Annotated in this window: 24 protein-coding genes; all 24 read right to left on the bottom strand. The window is 26.1% G+C overall.

Features of this window, described 5'->3' with window-relative positions; genetic code table 11:
- Positions 1–105 precede the first annotated feature (105 nt).
- A complete protein-coding gene (locus QOZ93_RS04920) occupies positions 106–2,121 on the bottom strand; it encodes a sulfatase-like hydrolase/transferase (protein ID WP_307355341.1) in 2,016 nt (671 codons plus the stop codon).
- Positions 2,122–2,139: 18 nt separating this feature from the next.
- Positions 2,140–3,006, bottom strand: a complete 867-nt coding sequence (locus QOZ93_RS04915) for a choline kinase family protein (protein WP_307355340.1) — start codon at positions 3,004–3,006, stop codon at positions 2,140–2,142.
- A 32-nt stretch (positions 3,007–3,038) separates the two neighbouring features.
- Positions 3,039–3,734: a sugar phosphate nucleotidyltransferase gene (locus QOZ93_RS04910; RefSeq protein WP_307355339.1), complete on the bottom strand. Its 696-nt coding sequence runs from the start codon at positions 3,732–3,734 to the stop codon at positions 3,039–3,041.
- Between the two features lie 172 nt (positions 3,735–3,906).
- Entirely contained in the window at positions 3,907–4,908 is a 1,002-nt protein-coding gene (locus QOZ93_RS04905) for a dTDP-glucose 4,6-dehydratase (RefSeq protein WP_307355337.1), read from the bottom strand.
- A gap of 37 nt (positions 4,909–4,945) precedes the next feature.
- Positions 4,946–6,151 (bottom strand): flagellin lysine-N-methylase, encoded by a 1,206-nt coding sequence (fliB, locus tag QOZ93_RS04900; RefSeq protein WP_307355336.1) that lies wholly within the window; start codon positions 6,149–6,151, stop codon positions 4,946–4,948.
- 14 nt (positions 6,152–6,165) lie between these two features.
- Positions 6,166–7,218, bottom strand: a complete 1,053-nt coding sequence (gene pseI / locus QOZ93_RS04895; RefSeq protein WP_307355335.1) for a pseudaminic acid synthase — start codon at positions 7,216–7,218, stop codon at positions 6,166–6,168.
- 48 nt (positions 7,219–7,266) lie between these two features.
- Positions 7,267–8,226, bottom strand: coding sequence for a UDP-2,4-diacetamido-2,4,6-trideoxy-beta-L-altropyranose hydrolase (gene pseG / locus QOZ93_RS04890; protein WP_307355334.1), 960 nt, complete (start codon positions 8,224–8,226; stop codon positions 7,267–7,269).
- Positions 8,227–8,280: 54 nt separating this feature from the next.
- Positions 8,281–8,739 carry a GNAT family N-acetyltransferase gene (locus QOZ93_RS04885; protein WP_307355333.1) on the bottom strand — a complete coding sequence of 153 codons (459 nt, stop codon included), beginning with the start codon at positions 8,737–8,739 and terminating at the stop codon, positions 8,281–8,283.
- A 24-nt stretch (positions 8,740–8,763) separates the two neighbouring features.
- Positions 8,764–9,498, bottom strand: coding sequence for a glycosyltransferase family protein (locus QOZ93_RS04880; protein WP_307355332.1), 735 nt, complete (start codon positions 9,496–9,498; stop codon positions 8,764–8,766).
- Between the two features lie 22 nt (positions 9,499–9,520).
- Positions 9,521–10,546, bottom strand: a complete 1,026-nt coding sequence (locus QOZ93_RS04875) for an SDR family NAD(P)-dependent oxidoreductase (protein WP_307355331.1) — start codon at positions 10,544–10,546, stop codon at positions 9,521–9,523.
- A gap of 20 nt (positions 10,547–10,566) precedes the next feature.
- Positions 10,567–10,914, bottom strand: a complete 348-nt coding sequence (locus tag QOZ93_RS04870; RefSeq protein WP_307355330.1) for a DUF8042 domain-containing protein — start codon at positions 10,912–10,914, stop codon at positions 10,567–10,569.
- 104 nt (positions 10,915–11,018) lie between these two features.
- Positions 11,019–12,236 (bottom strand): motility associated factor glycosyltransferase family protein, encoded by a 1,218-nt coding sequence (locus QOZ93_RS04865; RefSeq protein ID WP_307355329.1) that lies wholly within the window; start codon positions 12,234–12,236, stop codon positions 11,019–11,021.
- Positions 12,229–13,977, bottom strand: a complete 1,749-nt coding sequence (locus QOZ93_RS04860) for a motility associated factor glycosyltransferase family protein (protein WP_307355328.1) — start codon at positions 13,975–13,977, stop codon at positions 12,229–12,231. Before QOZ93_RS04860 ends, QOZ93_RS04865 begins: the two co-directional genes overlap by 8 nt.
- 115 nt (positions 13,978–14,092) lie before the next feature.
- Complete coding sequence (locus tag QOZ93_RS04855) at positions 14,093–14,908, bottom strand: flagellin N-terminal helical domain-containing protein (RefSeq protein WP_307355327.1); 816 nt, start codon at positions 14,906–14,908, stop codon at positions 14,093–14,095.
- Positions 14,909–15,168: 260 nt separating this feature from the next.
- The gene (gene fliT, locus QOZ93_RS04850) at positions 15,169–15,510 is read right to left on the bottom strand and encodes a flagellar protein FliT (RefSeq protein ID WP_307355326.1); all 342 of its coding nucleotides are present in this window, start codon (positions 15,508–15,510) and stop codon (positions 15,169–15,171) included.
- Between the two features lie 6 nt (positions 15,511–15,516).
- Entirely contained in the window at positions 15,517–17,109 is a 1,593-nt protein-coding gene (gene fliD / locus QOZ93_RS04845; protein ID WP_307355325.1) for a flagellar filament capping protein FliD, read from the bottom strand.
- Between the two features lie 11 nt (positions 17,110–17,120).
- A complete protein-coding gene (fliS, locus tag QOZ93_RS04840) occupies positions 17,121–17,510 on the bottom strand; it encodes a flagellar export chaperone FliS (protein WP_307355324.1) in 390 nt (129 codons plus the stop codon).
- A gap of 39 nt (positions 17,511–17,549) precedes the next feature.
- Positions 17,550–17,795, bottom strand: a complete 246-nt coding sequence (locus QOZ93_RS04835) for a hypothetical protein (protein ID WP_307355323.1) — start codon at positions 17,793–17,795, stop codon at positions 17,550–17,552.
- Between the two features lie 13 nt (positions 17,796–17,808).
- Positions 17,809–18,147, bottom strand: coding sequence for a flagellar protein FlaG (locus tag QOZ93_RS04830; RefSeq protein ID WP_307355322.1), 339 nt, complete (start codon positions 18,145–18,147; stop codon positions 17,809–17,811).
- A 13-nt stretch (positions 18,148–18,160) separates the two neighbouring features.
- A complete protein-coding gene (locus tag QOZ93_RS04825) occupies positions 18,161–18,385 on the bottom strand; it encodes a carbon storage regulator (protein WP_307355321.1) in 225 nt (74 codons plus the stop codon).
- Positions 18,385–18,816 (bottom strand): flagellar assembly protein FliW, encoded by a 432-nt coding sequence (gene fliW, locus QOZ93_RS04820; RefSeq protein WP_307355320.1) that lies wholly within the window; start codon positions 18,814–18,816, stop codon positions 18,385–18,387. Before fliW ends, QOZ93_RS04825 begins: the two co-directional genes overlap by 1 nt.
- An 18-nt stretch (positions 18,817–18,834) precedes the next feature.
- Positions 18,835–19,797, bottom strand: a complete 963-nt coding sequence (gene flgL, locus QOZ93_RS04815; RefSeq protein ID WP_307355319.1) for a flagellar hook-associated protein FlgL — start codon at positions 19,795–19,797, stop codon at positions 18,835–18,837.
- A gap of 20 nt (positions 19,798–19,817) precedes the next feature.
- Complete coding sequence (flgK, locus tag QOZ93_RS04810; RefSeq protein ID WP_307355318.1) at positions 19,818–21,710, bottom strand: flagellar hook-associated protein FlgK; 1,893 nt, start codon at positions 21,708–21,710, stop codon at positions 19,818–19,820.
- Complete coding sequence (locus tag QOZ93_RS04805; protein ID WP_307355317.1) at positions 21,685–22,098, bottom strand: flagellar protein FlgN; 414 nt, start codon at positions 22,096–22,098, stop codon at positions 21,685–21,687. The genes flgK and QOZ93_RS04805 overlap by 26 nt, the downstream gene beginning before the upstream one ends.
- Positions 22,099–22,116: the final 18 nt, after the last annotated feature.

The raw sequence follows: 22,116 nt of genomic DNA, 5'->3' as shown, positions 1-22,116 counted from the left end.
ATTACCTTTCATTACATATTATCGAATATTGTTTAATAAATTTTAATATTTTTTAAATTATTTTTTATTTAAACTTAAACAAAGTATCTTAATCCTTATTAATTTTTAAATAATTATATATTCTTTAATATGTTCAAGAATTATATGCATATATTTCTCAACTTTTTCTCCGTATAATTCAGTTTCATCTTCATCAGTTTCCTTATTTATTAATTGAAATTTATATCCATCTATTTTAAACCTTCCATCAACTTGGCATTCTTCTTTTGTTTCAAAGAAAAATTTATGTGTTAAATCATTTATAGTTGCTCTATATGGACTTTTAGGAAAAATACTTTCTGAATAAGTATATTCTCTTTCTCTTTCTCCACCAAAATATTTAGGCACATTTCCATCATTTAAATTTTCATTTTTTACATTTATTGCATTTAAAATTATAGGAAATAAATCTAACCCTTGAATCATTTCATTGCATTGTCCCTTAGGAATATTTTTTCCTCTAAACATCATAGCTACTTTAGTTCTCCCATCATCCAAGAATCTATCAGGTTGCACAAAATAGCCTTGACCATGATCTGCAATTAAACTCATTATATATTCATCTTCTTCATAATTATCTTTTATATAATTAAATAACAAACCTAAATATCTATCTATTCTTTTTAGCTGAGTTCCATATTTATATATTTTTCTTTCATCATAGCCTTTCCTAACACTTGTTTCATCTGTTTTTTCAAAAATACGGGTTTCAATATTATTATTAACTTGAACACTAATCCTATTTTCAAACTCATCTGCTATATCATGTAGATCAGGAAGACATATCCAAACAAAATTATTTTTTTCTTTAAATGCATCTAAATGTTCAATAGTTTCATTTATCACTTCATCAGTATGCATACCCATAACACATGGCTGATATAAATATCTATCAATTCCCTTTACATATGCCATAGTAGGTGTACTTCTCCAATCACCATCTATTTTTGCTGTAAAATATCCATTATCCTGAAGAATCTCACTAAATAATTTTTTATCATAAAGAGAAAAACTACTAAAATCAGGATGATAAAACTTATGATGATTTGAGTACATTCCTGTAAAAAAACTTGCCAAACTTACATAAGTCCATTCACCGCTTACATATGTATTAGTACATATAGTTCCTTCTTTAAAAAATTTATATGCATTAGGCATAACTTTTTGCAATCCATTTTCTTCAATAAATTTTTGTGATAATCCATCTATAAATATATTTAAAATTAGTTTAGGACTTTCTGTTTTCTTTTCTTCTAATTTTATAATTTTACCCATAATAAATTCTTCATTTGAAGTTATTTCAACAACATCATTTAAATAAAAAGCATAATAATAAAATCTATTAGTTAATGATTTATTTAATGTGTACTGTTCTTCATTTACCTTAACTTTAATTTCAGCTTTATTGTCTATTGTCATAATAGGAATTACTATTTTTTTATTTTGTACTTTTGTTTTATATGTTTTTAATTTCTTAGAATTAAACAATTCTAATTTATACATGGTATCTAATTTTAAATCAAAATCTTTAAAAATCCCTGTTCTCTCAGCAAAATAGTTATCATAAATGCCGACACCATAATTTTCATTGTTTATATCAAAAACTTTTCCTACATAATCACCCTGATTTTTAGCCTTCGGAAAACCTTTTTGATAGGTAGAAAATACCTGAAAAATTTCTTCTTTTATTTCATTAAACTTTTCTCTTGAAAATCCATTAAGTAATATATTTTCAACTTGATCCATAATCATATTAAATTTGGAATTATCTATACACATACTTCTTATAAAATACTTAACTGCTTCTTCATCTTTTCCTAATGTCATATATACAATACCTAGATTTAAATTTACATCCAAATTAAATTCAAATTTTTTGTATATATTTAAAAGTTTTCTTTCAGCTTTTTCTAAATTTCCTTTATAAAATTCAACGATAGCACTTATATTTTCAACTTCTATATCATATTTTGCGTTTAATTGATATTTATTGATTAATTCGTCTGCCCTATTAAAATCTTGTTTTTCTACTGAATCTTTTAATTTATTTTTCAATAATCTTAATTCTTCTAAATTAATCATTATTTTAAAATTCTCCTTTTATAATTCTTTTATTATCCTTTTACATCTATTATATCTTTCTTTAGAATATTCTTTCAAATCTTCTCCATAGCTAATTTTTATATTAGACCATAAACTCCATAGAAAATCCTGTAAAACCTTATATAATTTCATACGCCATTTTATACTTTCTTCGCATTTATTACCATAATATATTTCTAAAAACCTCATTTCATCTTCATATGTAAATCCACATTCTAAACTATGCGCTGCTAAATCCCAAACTAAATCATTCATACCACTATATTCCCAATCAATCATATTTAATTCTTCTTTATTTATTACAAAATTTTCAGGTACTGTATCATTATGACATGAAACTAATTTGATTTCATACTTTCTTAATTTTTCTTCAAAACTAAAAATTTGTTTTCTAATCTCATAATAGTCTTCAAAAAAATATCCTTTATTTTTTATTAAGATTTTTTCATATTTACAAATCATTTCATAAGGATTAAATACGTTATTAAACTTTACATTAGAATTATGTAATTTTTTTAATGCTTGTACTACTTTGATCATAGTTTGCTCCTTTAAAGCTGTCTTAGGAGTTAAATTTTCTCCATTATCGATGAACTTAGTAATCTTCGTTCCTAAGCATTCATCCATAAATAAAAAACTTTTATCTATTCCGTATTCCGATACTAATTTAGAATTTATAATCTCATCTTTTCTATTAATCATCTCACTAGTATCTTCTTTGCATATTCTAACAACAAAAATACCTAATTCACTAAAAACTTTTATATTTAGATTAGTCATTCCCCCTATTTTTTCACATTTTTGAACTTTACCTACATACTTATTTAATATATTAGAATCTATATATTTATTTATTTCTATCATGCTCTCTCTCCTTAATCTTTAATTTTTTTATTCTATAATCCTCTATTTTTAAGAATACTATGTATTTTATTTAGGTCTTTTATATTATCTATTTCATAACAACTATATTCATTTAATGGTTTTAAATATACATTAAGCTTTTGTATATTAATCCTCACTATATCATCCCAGTATAAATCCTTTATCTCTTTATTTTTTACATATTCTTCTAATTCTTTCTTTATAAATTTTCCAGCTTCACGATTCCAATAAGAAATACCAGATAAAATATATTTGTTTTTTGTACTTTCGATTGATATACTATTAACTTTTAAATTTTCATCGCTATTTATTACCCATTCATTATTAAAACAACTTTTATAAATGCCAAAATAAGTAGAGCGACTTATATCCTTAGTAAAAACATTTTTATCTATATAAACATCTCCATCTAATACATAAGAATTTTCCAAATATTGTCTAACTAAATACATGCTATAAATATTATTAAATTCATTATAATAAGGATTATGTATTATTTTTATTTTAAACTTCTTTTCTAAATATAATAATTTTTCTCCCTTATATCCTGACACAACTATAATATTCCTTATACCTACGCTTATCAAATGTTCTATTTGAGTTTCAATTATAGGTTTATCCAATACCTTTACTAACGGTTTAGGAATTTCATTTGTTAAAGGCCTAAGCCTAGTTCCCTTACCTGCTGCTAAAATTATTGCATTCATATATAAATACCACCTAATATTAAAGTTTATTAGTACTATTATCGTGTTAATTTTGAAAATATTGATTAATGTACAGAATAAAATGAAATGTTACAAAATAAAACTGATTTTTGTAACATTTCATTATAGAAATTTAACTTTTGATCTATTTAATATTATACTGATTTAATTATTATAAATTTTGCTTAATCCATTCTTCAGTTTCAGCTATTCCTTCTTCCAAAGTATATTCTGGCTTCCATCCAATTAACCTTTCTGCTTTTTTATAATTACATAAAAGTTTCATAATCTCACTTTGAGGATGGATGTGTTTTACATAATTAACTTTTACTCTATCCCTTGCAATAATTTTTGCAAGTTCACTTATAGTTACATCTCTTCCTGTACCTGCATTTACAACTTGTCCATTAACTTTATCTAAATATCCTGACATAACAACAAATCTAGCACAATCTTTAACATATAATAAATCTCTAGTTTGTTCTCCAGTTCCATAAATATTTAAATCAATATCTGCTAATGTATTTTTAATAAATATGGCTACAACTCCACCTTCTCCACCTGTCTTTTGGAATGGTCCATATGTATTAAATGGTCTTATAACAACTGTTGGAAGTTTATATGCATTATAATATGAAAGGACCATATTTTCTGCTGCTATTTTAGCTCCTCCATAAGGTGATACAGGTTTAACAGGATGATTTTCATCTATTCCTTCTGCTCCTGCTTTATCATAAACCATACAAGTACTCATAAATACAACTTTACATGGATGAGTTTTTTCTTTATCATCTAAAATCCATTCTTCTCCATCCATTTTTGCATTTTTACCAAACATTTGAACTTTAGCTTTTTCTAAAATATTAAAAGTTCCTACCGTATCATTATAAAATGTTGTATTTGGATCATCTATAGAATCTTGTACATTTATAGATGCACCTAGGTGATATATAATATCAAATTGTTCTTTTTCAAAAATATTATCTAACAATTTAGTATCTTTTATATCACCTTCTATAAAACTAAATTTGTTATTAACCTTAAATTCTTGTATATTTTCAATTCTTCCATTTGACAAATTATCTAATGCTAAAACTTTATGTTCTTCATCCAATAATCTTTTCACTACCCATCTTCCGATAAATCCTGCTCCGCCTGTAACTAATATATTCATATATACTTCCTCCAAAATATTTTTTTATTTACAAAAATTAATCTTTTATAAATATGATTATATGCGCCATACTATCTAGCTTTTCATCTTTTATACTATTAAATATCCATTCAATATAATTGTAATTATGCATTACTACTTTTGAGAATTTTTGAATAAACTTTACTACTATATCTTCCGAAAAATTTTCTTTATAGTATCCACTAAGACCTACCAAATGAACTTTAATAAGTGCATAATTAATAACCATTATAATATATTCATCAAATAATTTTTTATTTGTTACTGGAAATGTATTCTGAAACACATAATTCACCAAAAAGTTTTCCATTATATGTTCTTTATGTAAAATAAAATCTTTATAGTATTTTTTATAACATAGATTGTATCCTTTTACTAAATCAATTTCTTGATGTTCTTTTTCATATCCGAGTCCTGTTTTAGTCTTATAATAAAATTCCAAAAATTCTCTATCTATATTTAGATCATTTTCTATCTTTGCATCTATAATTTGTGTTAATATATGTAATTTTATATCTTGTAATTGTGAAATATCATTTAAAAATTTCTTATATACATTATCTAGTATTCGGTTTTTGAATTTTTTTATGACATCATCTACATTGGAATTTTCACTAATTTCTTTATAAAACATACCTAAAATAATTAATCTATCTTCTATTGAATAATTTCTATTCTGTAATAAATCTATAGTAAAAATCCTTATTTCCCAAAAACATTTATTAATATATTTATTACTTTGTGTATCTACATAGTTTATTATATTACTTATTTTTTCATTAGATTGAATTTCATCAAACTCCATTAACTCTTTATTTAGTAAAATCTTTTTAGCCGCAACAGGGCAAGATAAAGTTAATGACTTTTCAATCTTACTATCAATTCTATTATAAATTCTAGGATATTCAGTACAAACCTTAGATAAGTTATGTTCTCCTACATTTATAAATACTTCACATAAATTTTTATTATTTAAAAAAGGGCATCTTTCATTTTCTAATAACTTTATTTGAGCATAACTATTTTCATTTGTAGAATGTCTATTTCTTTTTATATATTTATCAACCTTTGCTTTAAATTCTTTATTATAAATCCTTTTATAATTTTTAAATGTATTTTTATCAATAAATACCCTCCACCCAATACAACAACTATCTTCACATTCTCCTCCTATACACTTAAATTCTTTTGTATACGAAGGTGTTAATATGATATTTTGCACTGTTTATACCTCCTTTATTCAGTAAACTTCCAATTCATAGGGGTTCCTTTTTTTATACTACATGAAGCCTTTTTACCCAATATATCATTTATATACTTCGTTTCTAATCCAAATCCTGGTCTTATGCTTCTTACATTCTCTTTTGTGAAAACTTCTCCTTCTTGAATATCTTGTACTACAAATAAACTTCTTGAATGTTCTCTTGATTTTTTTTGTTTTTCTGTTAAATCATAGGTAACAGTTCCAAGTGCTTTTTCTAAACCTCTTATGTTATCTACCATTATTTTAAATTCTTCTGGTTCCATGGAAAACTTAGAATCAGCTCCTCCATCTGTCCTTTTTAATGTTAAATGTTTTTCAACTATTTTAGCTCCTAATGCTACTCCACCAATGGCCACAGTATATCCCATAGTATGATCTGAAAGTCCTGTTATTACATCAAAAGTTTCTTTCATATTAGGAATAGTATTTAAATTTATATCTTCTAACGGCGATGGATATGCTGATGTACATTTAAGTAATGCAACATTTTCATTACCCATTCTCTTACAAGCATCTATAGCCTCTTGAATATCGCCCATTCTAGCTATACCTGTAGACATAATAATAGGTTTACCTTTTGATGCTATGTATTCTATAAATGGTATATCATTTAATTCGAAAGATGCTATTTTATATGCAGATACATCCATTTCTTCCAAAAAATCTACTGATGTATAATCGAAAGGTGATGAAAAAAATACAAGTCCCATCTCCTCTGCAATTTTCTTTAATTTAGGTTGCCACTCCCATGGAGTATAGGCTGTTTGATATAACTTATGTAATGTAGTACCATCCCAAATGGTTCCTTGTTTTATTTGAAAATATTCATTATCACAATCTAATGTTATAGTATCTGGAGTATATGTTTGAATTTTTATAGCATCTGCCCCTGATTCCTTAGCTGCTTTTATTATTTCCACTGCTCTATCATAATTTTGAAGATGATTTGCAGACATTTCTGCTATAATAAATGTTTTTTGACCCTTCCCAATCTTAATGTTATCTATATCAAATGAGGTATTCATAATTTCATCCCTTTCTTAAAATAAAACGTTTCATTTTTATTTATCGTATTATATATCGTACTTTTCAATCTCTTTCTTTACTCTATATACACCTTGTCCATCTATTATACTTTTCATATTATCGCTTAACTCTAATCTTTTCTCATAAGTTATTTTGTTTACTTTTTCTCCTATTGTATAAATATCAGATAAAATTATAGACTTTGTTTTATTCATATATTCTCCACTGGCCTTTTGATTATCCGCAACTATAACCCCTATAGTTGGAATTCCTAAAAAACTTAATTCATATAATGTAGAACCGCATGAAGATATAACTAAATCAGCCTTTTTCATAAGATTACTAATATTAACATTTTCATATAATCGTATGTTCTTCTGTTGATATTTTTTTAAACTATCTTTATATTTAAATGCGGGTCCTATAACTATATGTAAATTAAAATTAAAATTTTTAAGTTGTTTTAATATATTTTCTGTTATATTAAAATCATCACTACCACCTAATGTTATAAGAACATCTTTAACTTCCTTATTTATTGAAATAGGATTATTATTTCTAAACTCTTCCCTTAACATAGTATAATTTTTACCAAGTAAAAGCTTAGTTTCTTTCAAAGTATTATATTTTAATTGTTTTGCATATATATTTTGATTTATAATCATATCTACAGGATAAAAATCAAGTTCATTATTATCATCAAAATATATAACATTAAATTTTTCTTTTAAAGATGATAAATAACCTTTATCTATTCCATACTTATCCACAACAATAAATTGTCCACTTATATCCTTAATTTGCTTTAACTCATCTTTACAATCTATAGATATAACTTCAATACCTTCACTTTTAATCTTTTCTATTCCTTTTGAATACTTATCTGCATTATTACATATATATTTGATTTTATGATGTTTTAAAAGCTCCTTAGCTAAAACAAGCGTTCTCATAATATGTCCTAAACCTATACCTTCTCCACCATCAGCTCTAAATAATATTTCCATACTTAATTACACACCTTTTATTAGTATTATTAAAATAAAAGAGGCTAGTATAAACTATCCTCTTTTATTTAATCTTTTATAATACATCATTTTATTATTTAAATCTTTTTCAATATATCCTAAATTTTTAAATATCTTTTTAGATGGTTCATTATCTTTTTTTACATATCCAATAATCTCATCTATTTCATATAATTCTTCTATTTTTTTTTCTATTAATTTAATAATTAAAGTACCTAACTTTTGACCCCTAAACTCTTTATCAATACTATAACTAATTGTTGCACAATTTTCAATTACATCTATTCTTACTTGTCCTACAGAATTACTTCCATTATCCATAATATACATAAAGACATTAGGGCTTAAAATCATTTTTTTAAACCATTTAATATGTTCATCATATGAAATTTCCGTATTATTAAATGAATTTTTTCTTACTTCTTTATTATTAGCCCATTCAAATAATAAATCACAATCTTCTTCTTCAACTTGCTTTAAATAATAATTCACCAAACTCACCACTTACCTTAATAATTAAATTTTCTTCTGTAAGATAGTTCCATTAATATTCCTTAGTTCTGGATAATATTTGTACAAATCTAATATTTCTTTCATTCCAAATAAATTGTTTTTACTAGGGTATAATTTTTCATATATTTTGTTAACTAAATCAAAATCTTCTTTTGTATCCACTGTCCATCTGAAATCAGAATAATTTATATCTCCTTTAAATTGTTTAATTCTAAATTTTTCAGGATTATCCCAAATATAAGGTGTAACATGTTCTCTATCCCTCAATAATACCGATTCATTAAAAGCCTTTTCTAATACATCAAAACTAAAAACCTCTACATCTAATCCTCTTGGGAAAGTTCTCTCTAATGTATTACTTAGATAATCACATGTTTTAAAATTATTTAAATATAGTTTAATTATATCATTTGTAATATCCGTATCTATTAAAGGACAATCGCTAGTTATCCTTACTACTATATCAGCTTTGTTTTGTTTAGCAGCATAATAATATCTCGATAAAACATCCTCCTCTGAACCTCTAGACACACTTATTCCACATTTTTTAACCTCTGCTTCAATAATATCATCTCTTTTTAAGTTGGAAGTAGCTACTATAATTTCATCTATACTTTTCACACATTTTATTCTTTCTATATCATGTTGCAAGATACTTTTTCCACAAATTTGTTTTAGTACCTTTCCTGGTAATCGTGTTGAACCATATCTTGCCTGTATTATACATACTACTTTCATACTATTTGCACCTTCTTTTATTCTATAACAATTGCTCGGTTATAAATAATGAATTAACTTTTTCCCTACTTATAGGTTGCATATTATGCGATGAATAATTTCCTACTATACAATTTTCATAATTTGTATAGGCATTTGTATATTCATTCATATATATAGAAGAAAGTACGGCATACATTTCACCTAAATCTTTGGCATATTTGGATTCTTCTTCCGTCATAAGTTCTTCATATACTCTTTCTCCTGCTCTACACCCGATAACTTCTATCTTAATATGTTGTTGATTTAATTTATTCTTTTCACAAACTTTTTCTACTACAACTTCAGCTAAATCTTTAAGATTTATTACAGGCATTTTAAGAACGAATACTTCTCCTCCAACAGATATTTCACAGGATTTTATCATTAGTTTTACCGCCTGTGATAAACTCATCATAAATCTACTCATACTTGGATCTGTAACCGTTATTTTTTTATTTTCTAATATTTGTTTTTTAAATAATGGTATAACCGATCCTCTTGATCCCATTACATTTCCAAATCTCACGGCAATAAATTTAGTTTTAGCCTTTCCCTTACTAAAATTTGCAGATTGTACCAACTTTTCTGCAAGCATTTTTGTAGCACCATACGTATTAGTTGGACTTATAGCTTTATCTGATGATGTAAATAAAACACATTCAACATTATTCTTCATTGCAGACTTTATAACATTTTGCATACCATCTACATTAGTTTTTATAGCTTCATCTGGATTATACTCACAAGATGGAACATGTTTCATGGCCGCTAAGTTAAATACTATATCTATCCCTTCCATAGCCCTATCAACTCTTTCAAAGTCTCTCACATCTCCAATTAAAAATCTAAATTTTTCATTATTCTTTTGAATAATTGCTGAATGTTCCATTATAAATTGTTTATACTCATCCCTGCTAAATATTCTTATAACCTTAGGCTTATGATTTATAAGTTCCTTTACAAGACCTTTTCCAATGGTTCCTGTACCCCCTATTATAAGAATACCCTTATCTTTAAAAAAACTCATATTATCCCTCTTTACTCAAGTTAATTTGCAATTATTTTTTTTATTTCTTTATGAATGTTTTCTATAATTAGTAAAATTTCATAATTGAATAAATCTCCAACTAAAATATAATCTTCATTTTCTATAGCCTCTACAACTTCATCCAACTTTTCATCAATCATAGATATATCAATAAAATTAGGTTGACTTTCTCTTGTCAAGTTTACAATATCAACAATCCATTTAATTCCATCTGCCACAAGTGGTATTATTGAACATCCTTTATTATTATCTTCTTGCTGAAATGCTTCTACTAATTGATTTATTCCATTTTCTAAATTATATAGATAATCATTTGCTGTCATTAATGCTTGTATTTGCTCATTCATAAATATTCCTCCGAAGTTTAATTCTTTTATTTTAATTATCGTAATTACTTATTATTTCTTTATGTCATCTCTAAATATAAAAGTTAGTCGTAATTTTCTTACGACTAACTTTTATATTTAGAGATGTATTGTTTAAACCCCATATGTTTGGCTCCTTTTATAAAGGCCCCCTTACTACAGTTAATAAATTTCACATTTTCATTTAACTCAATAAGTCTTTCTATCTGTTCTTTAAAATAAATATATCCTTTAGTTGTTTCTAGCATTGTACCATCTACACCTTTAACTAATTTATTATATTTATTTATAATAGGATTATCTTTAGATCCATATATTCTTTCATAAGTATTAGTATGAGATTTACCATTTAAAAAAGCTAAATCTTGACCTAATAAAACTATCTCTTTTGCCTTACAGTGTAGTGCAATACTAATTGCTGCAACAGCTACTGTTTTTCCAGTTTCTATTACTATATTATCCTCATCTTTACTATTAAAGAATATATACTTAGGTCCATTATAATTTGCAACGGCCCATCTAGATGCCGTGGATAAAAAACATAGTGGAATTCTTTCATTTTCAAAACCTTGTAACTGTTTTGCCACTGCTTCTTTTCCATCTATAATAACAATTACATCTGGTTTTACATTATTATGCATTAAAGCATTAAGGGATGTACCTACAGCAATAATTATAAATTTATCCCTATTTTTACTTAATAAATCCAATTCGCCATCTAAAGATGGTCCAGCAGATGTAATAATAAACTTTTTATTATTTTTGTTAAACTGATCTATTAAAATCTCTATATCTTTATAATCACTTTGCAAATTTTGAATATAGTTACATTTTAAAAGTCCACTTTGATCTACAGATTCTATTGATACTATATAATTATTAATAACCCTATATAATTTAGAATTACTATCTTTTATTATTTCTAACGAAGGTTTGTGAATTATAATCTCTTGCACCTCTTCAATCTTTTTAATAAATAAATTGTAAAAATTTTCATGTGAAATAGAGACTATTTTTACATTTTTCATGTGAAATATCTTTTTATTTATATTTTGACATATTTTTATTATCTCCTTGTTTCCTTCAAAAACATAGATCTTAGCCATAGGATTTCTTCTCAAGATCTCTTCCACATGATATCCTAAGCCCAAACCATAAACAACTACTGCAGTATCTTGAAGTAAATGTTCATATTTATCAATTAAAACTTTACATTCTTTAATAGGATCATATCTACTATGAATATATTTATTATTATATTTTATTGTATATAATCCACTCCTACTCTCTTCAACCTTAATCATACTTAATCTCCATCGTTTCAATTTCATTTTTAACATTTTTTATAGGCTCTAATACCTCTTTTGATACATCTAGTATAGATTTGTAAAGGAACTTATTATTCTCTATAATTTCTTTATGAGTTTTAGGTTTTTTTCCACTTAAAATATTATAAATAGTAGGATATATTATACTTCTTAAAATATCTAATTTCTCATAATATTCTCTTATTTCATCATCTATATTATTTAAACTCTTAAGACATTTATTTATTTTCGACTTTTCACCAGTCCTTAAACAAATATTTAAATCTTTTATAACATCTAAAGCCTTAGTACCTTGTTTAATTATTTCCTGATCTGATTCTATTATCTCATTTAATATTTTAATAGTATTATTCTTGATTTTATTTCCATCTACTTGCTCTATATTTTGCATAAAACTAATCTTAGAGTTTAATTTATATTTACTAATGGCATCTTTAAGTGTCATCTGAACAGTTCCTTTTATCTTAGCTCCACCTTCTGTTGCATTTATAAAAGTAGTATCCTTATTACTTTCAATAAAAATTTCCATTTCTCTTCTGAAATTATCTAAAACTTTACTAGTTTTAACTTTATGTCCATTTATGTCTTCAACATATATATTTTCTTCATCATTAGCTACACTATTTTCATCAACCTTTTTAAATTGATTAATGGCAATATCTGCATGATATTTTTCTCCTGTATAGGCTAAATCTTGTCCTATAAAAATTATAGGATTACACCCTAAATATTTTGCAGTAGCTGTAAGGTCATGAGCAATTGATCCTCCAATCCCTATATCTTCTATTTCCATTCCGAATACATTATGCATCATAGAATTTTGAGTGAAAATAATTTTTTGCCCTTTATGAGCTTCAACAACTTTTTCATTTGTTCCTTCATAAAATAATAATGGAGATTTTGTTTTTTCTATATAATTCTCCACTAATTTATATGAAATTTCTCCTGGATCAACTACCCCTATAAGGCTAGGCTCTATATTTTTTTCGACTAAAGATCTTAAAGTTCTTCCTCCAGAAAAAATCAAAATATCTTTGTTTATGTTATGTAAATCATCTATATTTTTATTAAGCGATGGACCTGCAGACACAATAATGGCTGGTGTATTTTTGTACTTATCTTCTAATAAGTTTATAGGTGTTGCTCCTATCATATATTTTAAATTTTTTGTCAATGTTTCAAACCATCTTTTATAAAAATACATTTGAGTATTTCGCTTTATTGCAATATCGTTAATGGCATTTTTTACTACTTTGTTAAATTTATACATTTGTTGTTCATATATTTTATCATAATTTAAAAAAGATTTATAAATTATCTTAGTAAGATCAAATTCTTGTATCAATTTTTTCAAGCTCAAATATACTTCTTCTTCATTTTTAGCATTTAATAAATATATATTTTCTTCTTGTAAAAACTTATATTCTTCATAATTGTTTTTTATATATTCTATTAAATTGATATTAGGTTCAAAAATTATTACTTTTATATTCTTATGATTCTTGCAAATACCTTTAATATATTCCTCCATTGGTGTTCCAAAAATTATAAATGTAAAACCATCTTCCCCCTTATAATCTTCCTTTAAAATTTTATCTATACATTCTTTCATTCTATACTTGCTACCTATATATATTTTTTTATCATTTTTATGTATTTTTAATATTTTTAATCCATCTTTACTTTCTTCTATATCAAAATCATAATTTACTATCATTCTAAACACCTCTTTCCTTTACACAATTTTATTATCGATACTAATTATTTTTTCTTAAGCAAAAAGAGCCAAGGATTTTCCCCGACTCTCTTAATATATACATTAATTATTAAAACTATCTTAATAATTGAAGTACTCCTTGTGGTTGTTGGTTAGCTTGAGCAAGCATAGCTTGAGCTGCTTGTTGAAGGATATTCTTCTTAGAGAATTCCATCATTTCTTTAGCCATATCAACGTCTCTTACTCTTGATTCTGCTGCTTGTAAGTTTTCAGATGCATTGTTATCAGAATTGATTGTATGTTCTAATCTGTTTTGAACTGCTCCTAAATCTGCTCTTTGTCCTGAAACTGTGTTTATAGCTGAATCTAAAGTTGCTATTGCCTCTGAACATTTAGCAGCTTTTGTTGCTAATGTAATGTTAGAAACTGCTAATCCTTTAGCTCCCATACTTGCTATTGTAACTTTTATAGTTTGATCTTTGTTAGCACCAATTTGGAAAGTAACATCTTTAGCAGATCCATTTAATAATTTCTTAGTATTAAATTCTGTTTGAGAAGCTATTCTAGTTAATTCTGATTGTAATTGTGAAACTTCTTTTTGTATATTTTCTCTATCTTTTGTTACGTTTGTATCGTTAGCTGATTGAACTGCTAATTGTCTCATTCTTTGAAGGATTTCATGAGTTTCGTTTAAAGCACCTTCAGCTGTTTGGATTAAAGAAATACCATCTTGAGCATTTCTTGAAGCTTGGTTTAATCCTCTGATTTGGCCTCTCATTTTTTCTGAGATAGCTAATCCTGCAGCGTCATCTCCAGCTCTGTTAATTCTTAAACCTGAAGATAATTTCTCCATAGCTTTTCCAGCTGCGCCAATGTTTGAACCCATCATTCTGTGAGCGTTCATTGCATTTAAATTGTGATTGATTATCATTTTAAAATTCCTCCCTGAATTTTCTTGCACATCCATGTGCTTTTTATTTTTAATTACTTTTATATTATCGGTATAAGTTTTTTAAACTTTATACCTGATAAAAACTTTTTTATTATTTTTTTAAGCTTATTTTGACCTCAAACTTACATTTATATAATCGTCTCTATTTTTGTAAACTTTAGATATTTTTTTAATTTTAATTATGAAACGATATTACTTATTTATTATCGTTTCTTTTATTTTAAACTTTAGATATATTACTAAATTTTTTGATTTATAAAAGTTGGAGTTCTTCCTGCAAACTTATTATAATTATTACGCGCTTCTTTAGATGCATTAAACTCTCTTAATTGCTCTTTTACATCTCCTATATTTTCTTTTAATAAGTTTTCTAATTTTTTATCTAACTGCACTAACTCTAAGTTACTTACTATCTTTTGAAATTCACCTTTGGTATACTCTAATAACTTTAGCTCTTCAATGATTTCTTCTCTTTTTTTTATATGCAATTCTGCATTTTCTAAATCACCTTGTTCTAATGCTCTTATAGAATTTTTAGTAACTTCTATAAAATATCTTAGTATTTGTTCTAATTTAGGCATATATTATTATTTTCCTCCACCAAATTGTGCAGCTAACCAACTTGATTGTGCATTATAGGAATTCATCATTTTTTCTAATTTAGAGAATCTAATATATAACTCATTTTCTCTTTTATCATTTCTAGTGTTTAATCTTTTAATTAGTTCATCTTTTTCTTGCATTTGTTTTGAAATTATATTATTAAATTCGTTAAAGCTACCATACTCATCCTTCATACCAGCTTTTTCAATCAATGAACCTTTAGTTTTAGCACCATATCTAATTGTTCTTGTATAATCTAGAAATACATCATTAATTCTTTCTAGTATCCCTTGACTATTAAATCTATCTGATCTATTTTTTCTGTTATTTATATCTACCTTTCCCGCTGAATCTCTTTTATTAGGTGGTGTATATAATGTATCGCTTTTTTTAGTAAACAACTTAATTACTTCTTCTGGATTTTCTTCTAAATTCTTTTTAAATTTATCTTCATCCAAAACTATTTGACCTGGTTTTGTATAATCATTAGTCAAATTTATACCTAATTTATTGTCAAAATTAACATTACAACCCTCAACCGTAGCATAATGTCCAGCCTTCGGATCATTTCCAAAGAAACATTTTCTTAGATCATTTAACATATTTCTTAGGTCTGAATCATCTCTTAATACACCTTGATGAGCTTTTTCTTCCCAGCGTTCAATGTCTTCTTTTTTCATTTCTTTTTTTTGTTCTTCTGTTAGTGGTTGATATTTAAATTGTTTCTTTTCACAAGTCTTTGTATAAATTTTATCTACTAATTTATTATAGTCATCAACAAATTCTTTAAATTTCTTATACACAGCTTCTGTATCTTTTTTTACATTAACACTTGTTTTTCCCGCATCTAATAAGGTTATTTTTAATCCATCAATTTCATATTTATTTTCTGAAGATGTTAGTTCTTTAGATACTTTTCCATCTGGATTTTCTACTGTAAATCGTGCATCTTTTCCAGATTCCTTTAATTTTTGAGTAAATCCAGCTCCTGTTACATCAAGTGATGTCTTAACACCGGTTTCTTTAGTTTGAAATACTAATCCACCTTCTATTTCTGAAAATCTAGCTACTAATTTTCCTTGTAAGTCTTTATTATTTTTTATGCTACTATTAATATTTCTTACTACTTCATCAACATTTTTTCCTGTAAAATCTATAGTCACTTTTTTACTATCTATATTAATATCTACAGATTTACTGCCAGTAATACTATAATTTTTATCCATATCTAATATTACTTTAGAAGTTGTAGCTTTTTCGATTACATTAACTGTATACTTTCCCTCTTGTGCTGTACCTTTCACTACCTTAATTTCAGCTGCTGTACCACTTTGAGTTTCTGTAGTTAAAATATCTCCTGATTTTAAACTTAAAATATTTTTTTCTCCACCTTTTCCATCAAGATAAGTATATTTTAATTTATTAACATCTTTTATGATATCTCTAACTGCATCTTGCTTCCATTTAATCAATTCTCTTTGCTGTTTTACTTTATCTACTTTCATTTTATACGGTTTCATCATATCTGATACCATTTTATCTACATCCATACCAGTTGCAAGTCCTGTAACTCTCATAACCTTTCCCCCTATTCAGCTATTTTACTTCTTTTATATGCCTCATTCCAAGTATTTCTTATATCTTCTATAAGTATTATGGTTTCATCTAAGATCTTTATATCTTTCTTCATATTTGCCTTAGCTAAATTATCAACTATAAATTGATATATATTATATACATTTTTAGCCCATTCACCACCAAGATTTAAATCTAATGTGGCCATAAGTTCTATAAAAATATCTTCTGTTTTAACTATATTAGTATGAGCTTTCATTATATCTTTATCTAATATACCTTGTTTTGCCATTTTAGAAAATTTCACTGCACCGTCTAGTAACATTAATAATAATTGTTCCTTAGATGCATAATTTACACTATTATTTTTATATACATTATAAGCATTACCACCAAAGGCCATTATAGAACCTCCTATTTTCTTAAACATAAATTTTAATTCTTAAGTTCTTTTATCTATAAGTAAACCTTTATGAATTTCTTTTGGAACATCTTCTAATTCTTGTTCTCCATCTACTAAAACTCTTTTATTATTTTTTTCATTAAAATAATAAAACTTATTTTTGTTTTCTTTTTTCAAATCATTACTTATAGATATTTCATCTTTTGTATGAACTTTATCTGATTTAGTTTTTTCATTTATTTCTCGCCTTAACTCCGGATCGATTTTATTAAGCCTAAGTTCCATATACTACACTTCCCTAAACTTTTTCATCAATCATAATTCCTACCATTTCACACATTTTTGCTACCATATCCAAAAGTTTTTTTGGAGGAATTTCTTTTATAATTTCCTTTGTATCTGTATCTACGATTTTTATAATAGTTACAGATTTAAATTTATCATAGGTTTCATATTCTATATGAGATTTATGCTTTTTTAAAAGTTTATCCATTATTTCTTTAGCATCTTTTAAATCTTCTTCACAGTATATTTGTTTTTCTATAAAATTACTTTTATCAATTTTTTTATTTACATTCTTTATTTTATCTTCTGTAGGATTGTTAAAAGGATTTAATAGCGAACCGTTTATCTCCATATTATTCCTCCCACTACTTTTTTTCTAAATTTAATTTTTTAAGCATATCTAAGTCAAAATTTATAGCACTTTCGTTTTCATTTTCTACTTCTTTTATTAATTCACTTCTTAAAACTGTTATATCTTTTGGAGCTTTTATCCCTAACTTTACAGCTCCATTTTCGTAACCTAATACTGTAATTTCAACATCTTCTCCTAAAACAAAGGATTCTCCAAATTTTCTTTTTATAACTAACATTATTTTTCCTCTCCAACTATAGGTGTCTTAATCTTGTACTTTTCTGTACCGAGTATTATTTGTTCACCTAATTTCTCTTTTATATTTATTATAACTGGAGCTCGCAAATTTATAGTAGTTTTTTTCATATCAGAGTTAACATTTACAATTCCTAATACTAACACATTTTCTGGGGAATCAATTTTTAATCTTTCTAATGTACTATCACTAAGTCTTAATTCATAATTGTTATTCACAAAGAAAGGAGATGCTACAACAAATCCTGTGGCTGGATCTTCTATGGAATGTAAAACTTGAAAAATCTCATTTCCTTCTATAGAAAATTTAATGAACTTTTTTAAATGTTCAAAAGCTAACACACCCTTAGGAAATTCGATTATTTCACTTTCATCATAATTTATATCACCATGGTATTTTGTCTTTAAAATCATTTTTTATCTCCTATTTATCTATCTTAAATAATCCATTAAGGTAGGTTGTAATATTTTTGAACTTGTTTGAAGCGATGCTAAATACACAGATTGCATTACAGCATATTCCATATATTTCTCACTTACATCTATATCTTCAGTTTTAGATAAAATCTTAGTTAGATTAAAGTTTTGCTCTTTATTTTTATCTCTTGCAGATTCCATTCTGTTTTGCTTTGATCCAACCTCTGAACGCAATTTCAATAAATTTTCCATAATGTTATCTATATTATCTAAATCTACATTTAATTCGCCTGTTCCTGCCTTTGGATTATTAAGATTGTCTATTACCTTACCTAAAACATCTCTTACATCTACAACTTTTCCATTTTTATCTTTAAAGCTTAATAATTCTTTTGCAGTTATGTTATAATCCAAAACAACACCTTGTGATATCTCTACTGTTAATTTTTCTTCTAACATTTTTTCTTCATCTGGATTTGCTAGTTTGGTACCACTTCTTCCATTAAAATCTAAGGTAGTTTTATTTCCGGTATTTTCTACTGTTATAGGTTTTGTAGTTGCTCTTGTACCTGCAAAAATATACTTTCCATCAAAATTCGAATTAAGTATTTGTCCTAATTCTGACACTTTTTGATTTATTTCATCCCTTATAGCTTTTTTTTCATCTTCTCCATAAGCACCATTTCCTGATGTAACTAATAATTCACGTACTCTATGAACTACATTGGTTACCTGTCCTAATGCGGTATCTGTTACATCTAAAAAATTTATAGCATCTTCTATGTTTTTATTATATTGTTTGTTTATTCCTATGTCAGTATGAAGTTGCATAGCTCTTGCTACTCTAAAAGGATCATCTGAAGGACGTTTTATTTCTTTACCTGAAGTTAATTGTTGTTGTAATGTTTTTAAATTATTTAAATTAACGTCTACATCATTTAAAAAACTGTTTGATAACATTTTATTTGTAATTCTCATATTATATTAATTTCCTTTCTCTATTTAATTAATCCATTTACTACTACATCCAACAATTGATCTACTATAGAGATCATTTTAGCATTTGCTTGATAGGCATGTTGGAATTGAACTAAATTTGCCATTTCTTCATCTAAAGATACACCTGATGATGAATCTCGACTTTCTTGCAGACTTGATAAAAGTGTTTTTGTATTAGTAACTGTTTTTTTAGCTTCTGATTTTTGAATACCTAATTCGTCTACTATATCTTTAAAATAAGAATCAGCTTTAGTAGTTCCTACTTTGTTTTTAATAGTTAATACATTATTTAACTCTGAATTTTGTACTAATTTTCCAGTTAATTTATTAATAAATGTACTCCTATCCATTTTTTCTCCTAGCACAACACTACCATAATCCATTAATGTATATTGAAGTTGTGCAATAGCTAATGCCCTGTTTCCATCAGATTCTCCATTTTTACTATCATCATTGTTAGTTCCTGTTTTTATCTTCATTACATCATCTAATAATTCTTTGTTAATTTCAATATTTTCAGCTGTAATTTCTTTTTCTAGATTCTCTGTATAATTATTATTTAATACTAACTTGCCAGTAATCGGATCTTTATCATATATAGATATAGGTTTTTTAATATCAACTGTACCATTAACAAAAAATGGTTTATTAAATCCAGTAGCACTTCCTTTATCATCACGAACAAAATTTTGGTTGCCACTATGGACAGTATTTACAGACATTGCAAAACCTTTGGCTAATTTATTTAATTGTTCTTGATATTTATCTACATCTTCTTGAACAGTCATTAATCCTTTTAATTCTCCTGCATTTGGATTAAACAAGCCTAATTCTTTATCTAATTGATTAAAATTTGCAAAACCTATAGTTTTTGATTCTGAATAAGCCTTTCCTGTTTTATCAGCCCATACTACTCTACCTTCATCAATATGTCTTTTTACTTCTTTAATGTTATCTTTAGTTAATCCTGTTATGGTTATTTTTTGCCCTACTTTATTAGAATCTCCTAGCTTTAAGTAAGATATTTCAAGTGTTGTTCCCTTTTCTTCAATGTTATTAATGTAAGAAAATCTACTTACTGCTGCATTAGGGTCTTTTCTTACTAAAAGTTCATTTCCTGCTATTCCTGAATAACTTTCTGTATTTTGAGGCTTTACATCATAAGCATTAAATTCTTTTTCTTCTCTGTCAATGTTTAATACACTACTTAATTTATCTAAAATAAGATCTCTTTTATCCATTAAATCATTAGGACGTTGTTTTGTTATAGTTACTTGCATTATTTGTTGATTTAAATCATTTAATTTATCTAATCTCTCGTTAGTATCAAAGATATGTTGTTTAATTTCATCATGAACATTATTTTTAACTTCTTCCAATTGAGAATAAGTATGACGTAATTCCTTTGCTAATGCATCTGATTGTTGTGCTACTACCGTTCTTGTATTAGAACTCTCTGGTTGTTTAGATAAACTATACCATGCTTCATAAAATTTACTTATTTCTGTTGAAAGTCCATATTCTGTTGGTTCATTAAAAATACTTTCAACTTCACCTAAATATTTATCACGTGCTGAGAATCTTCCTAAAGTTGAAGTTTCTCTACGAACTTGAAAATCAAGAAATTTGTCTCTTACCCTATCAATTGCAGTTATTTCTACCCCAGTTCCCATTTGACCTGGTCCTATAGCACTATTCATTGATGGCGTATAAAATGGTTTTGTAGTTTCTCTCTGTACTCTTTGCCTTGAATATCCTTCTGTATTGGCATTAGCAATATTATGAGAAGTTACACCTAAAGCTTTTTGTTCTGCAAACATTCCTCTTTTTGATATACCAAAAATAGACATTAAATCTGACATATTATCACCTTTTGACCTTTCCGTAAGCATTATAAGTTTTAGGAGTACCGCTCTTTGGATTTAATAAATTTAACATCTGAGTTGTAAATCCTAATTCTTGTTTTATTAATACTTCATTTGTTTCTTTTTGAAGCTTAAGTTCATTTAAGACTTTCTTAATATCTCTATATAGCATGCTAAGCTCTTCATCTTCATATCTAGAAACTATTTCATTAACACTTTCTTCTCCTGTTAATTTTCTTCTTTCCATTTCACTTAGAGCTACACCTTTATTCATTTCTTCTATTTTACTTTTTATCTTTTCTAACTTAAAAACTTCATTTTTTACAATGTATTTATGCTGTTCTTCTAAAGTTTCTAATAACCTATTTAAAGCTTCTAGTTCTCTTATAAAAATATCTTTTAACTTTTTTTTCATATACTAAAAACTCTCCTT

Origin of the sequence: Hathewaya limosa (assembly GCF_030815255.1) — a bacterium.
In the GTDB taxonomy this organism is placed as follows: domain Bacteria; phylum Bacillota; class Clostridia; order Clostridiales; family Clostridiaceae; genus Hathewaya; species Hathewaya limosa.
Note: the sequence above shows the minus strand (reverse complement) of the source record. Positions and strands in the feature narration are given on the sequence as shown.

Excerpts from the sequence above, each read along its gene's own strand:
- QOZ93_RS04920 (WP_307355341.1), bottom strand. The coding sequence starts at position 2,121 with ATGATTAATTTAGAAGAATTAAGATTATTGAAAAATAAATTAAAAGAT.
- QOZ93_RS04915 (WP_307355340.1), bottom strand. The coding sequence starts at position 3,006 with ATGATAGAAATAAATAAATATATAGATTCTAATATATTAAATAAGTAT.
- QOZ93_RS04910 (WP_307355339.1), bottom strand. The coding sequence starts at position 3,734 with ATGAATGCAATAATTTTAGCAGCAGGTAAGGGAACTAGGCTTAGGCCT.
- QOZ93_RS04905 (WP_307355337.1), bottom strand. The coding sequence starts at position 4,908 with ATGAATATATTAGTTACAGGCGGAGCAGGATTTATCGGAAGATGGGTA.
- pseI (WP_307355335.1), bottom strand. The coding sequence starts at position 7,218 with ATGAATACCTCATTTGATATAGATAACATTAAGATTGGGAAGGGTCAA.
- pseG (WP_307355334.1), bottom strand. The coding sequence starts at position 8,226 with ATGGAAATATTATTTAGAGCTGATGGTGGAGAAGGTATAGGTTTAGGA.
- QOZ93_RS04880 (WP_307355332.1), bottom strand. The coding sequence starts at position 9,498 with ATGAAAGTAGTATGTATAATACAGGCAAGATATGGTTCAACACGATTA.
- QOZ93_RS04875 (WP_307355331.1), bottom strand. The coding sequence starts at position 10,546 with ATGAGTTTTTTTAAAGATAAGGGTATTCTTATAATAGGGGGTACAGGA.
- QOZ93_RS04870 (WP_307355330.1), bottom strand. The coding sequence starts at position 10,914 with ATGAATGAGCAAATACAAGCATTAATGACAGCAAATGATTATCTATAT.
- QOZ93_RS04865 (WP_307355329.1), bottom strand. The coding sequence starts at position 12,236 with ATGATTAAGGTTGAAGAGAGTAGGAGTGGATTATATACAATAAAATAT.
- QOZ93_RS04860 (WP_307355328.1), bottom strand. The coding sequence starts at position 13,977 with ATGATAGTAAATTATGATTTTGATATAGAAGAAAGTAAAGATGGATTA.
- QOZ93_RS04855 (WP_307355327.1), bottom strand. The coding sequence starts at position 14,908 with ATGATAATCAATCACAATTTAAATGCAATGAACGCTCACAGAATGATG.
- fliT (WP_307355326.1), bottom strand. The coding sequence starts at position 15,510 with ATGCCTAAATTAGAACAAATACTAAGATATTTTATAGAAGTTACTAAA.
- fliD (WP_307355325.1), bottom strand. The coding sequence starts at position 17,109 with ATGAGAGTTACAGGACTTGCAACTGGTATGGATGTAGATAAAATGGTA.
- fliS (WP_307355324.1), bottom strand. The coding sequence starts at position 17,510 with ATGGCCTTTGGTGGTAATGCTTATAATGTATATAAAAATAATAGTGTA.
- QOZ93_RS04835 (WP_307355323.1), bottom strand. The coding sequence starts at position 17,795 with ATGGAACTTAGGCTTAATAAAATCGATCCGGAGTTAAGGCGAGAAATA.
- QOZ93_RS04830 (WP_307355322.1), bottom strand. The coding sequence starts at position 18,147 with ATGGAGATAAACGGTTCGCTATTAAATCCTTTTAACAATCCTACAGAA.
- QOZ93_RS04825 (WP_307355321.1), bottom strand. The coding sequence starts at position 18,385 with ATGTTAGTTATAAAAAGAAAATTTGGAGAATCCTTTGTTTTAGGAGAA.
- fliW (WP_307355320.1), bottom strand. The coding sequence starts at position 18,816 with ATGATTTTAAAGACAAAATACCATGGTGATATAAATTATGATGAAAGT.
- flgL (WP_307355319.1), bottom strand. The coding sequence starts at position 19,797 with ATGAGAATTACAAATAAAATGTTATCAAACAGTTTTTTAAATGATGTA.
- flgK (WP_307355318.1), bottom strand. The coding sequence starts at position 21,710 with ATGCTTACGGAAAGGTCAAAAGGTGATAATATGTCAGATTTAATGTCT.
- QOZ93_RS04805 (WP_307355317.1), bottom strand. The coding sequence starts at position 22,098 with ATGAAAAAAAAGTTAAAAGATATTTTTATAAGAGAACTAGAAGCTTTA.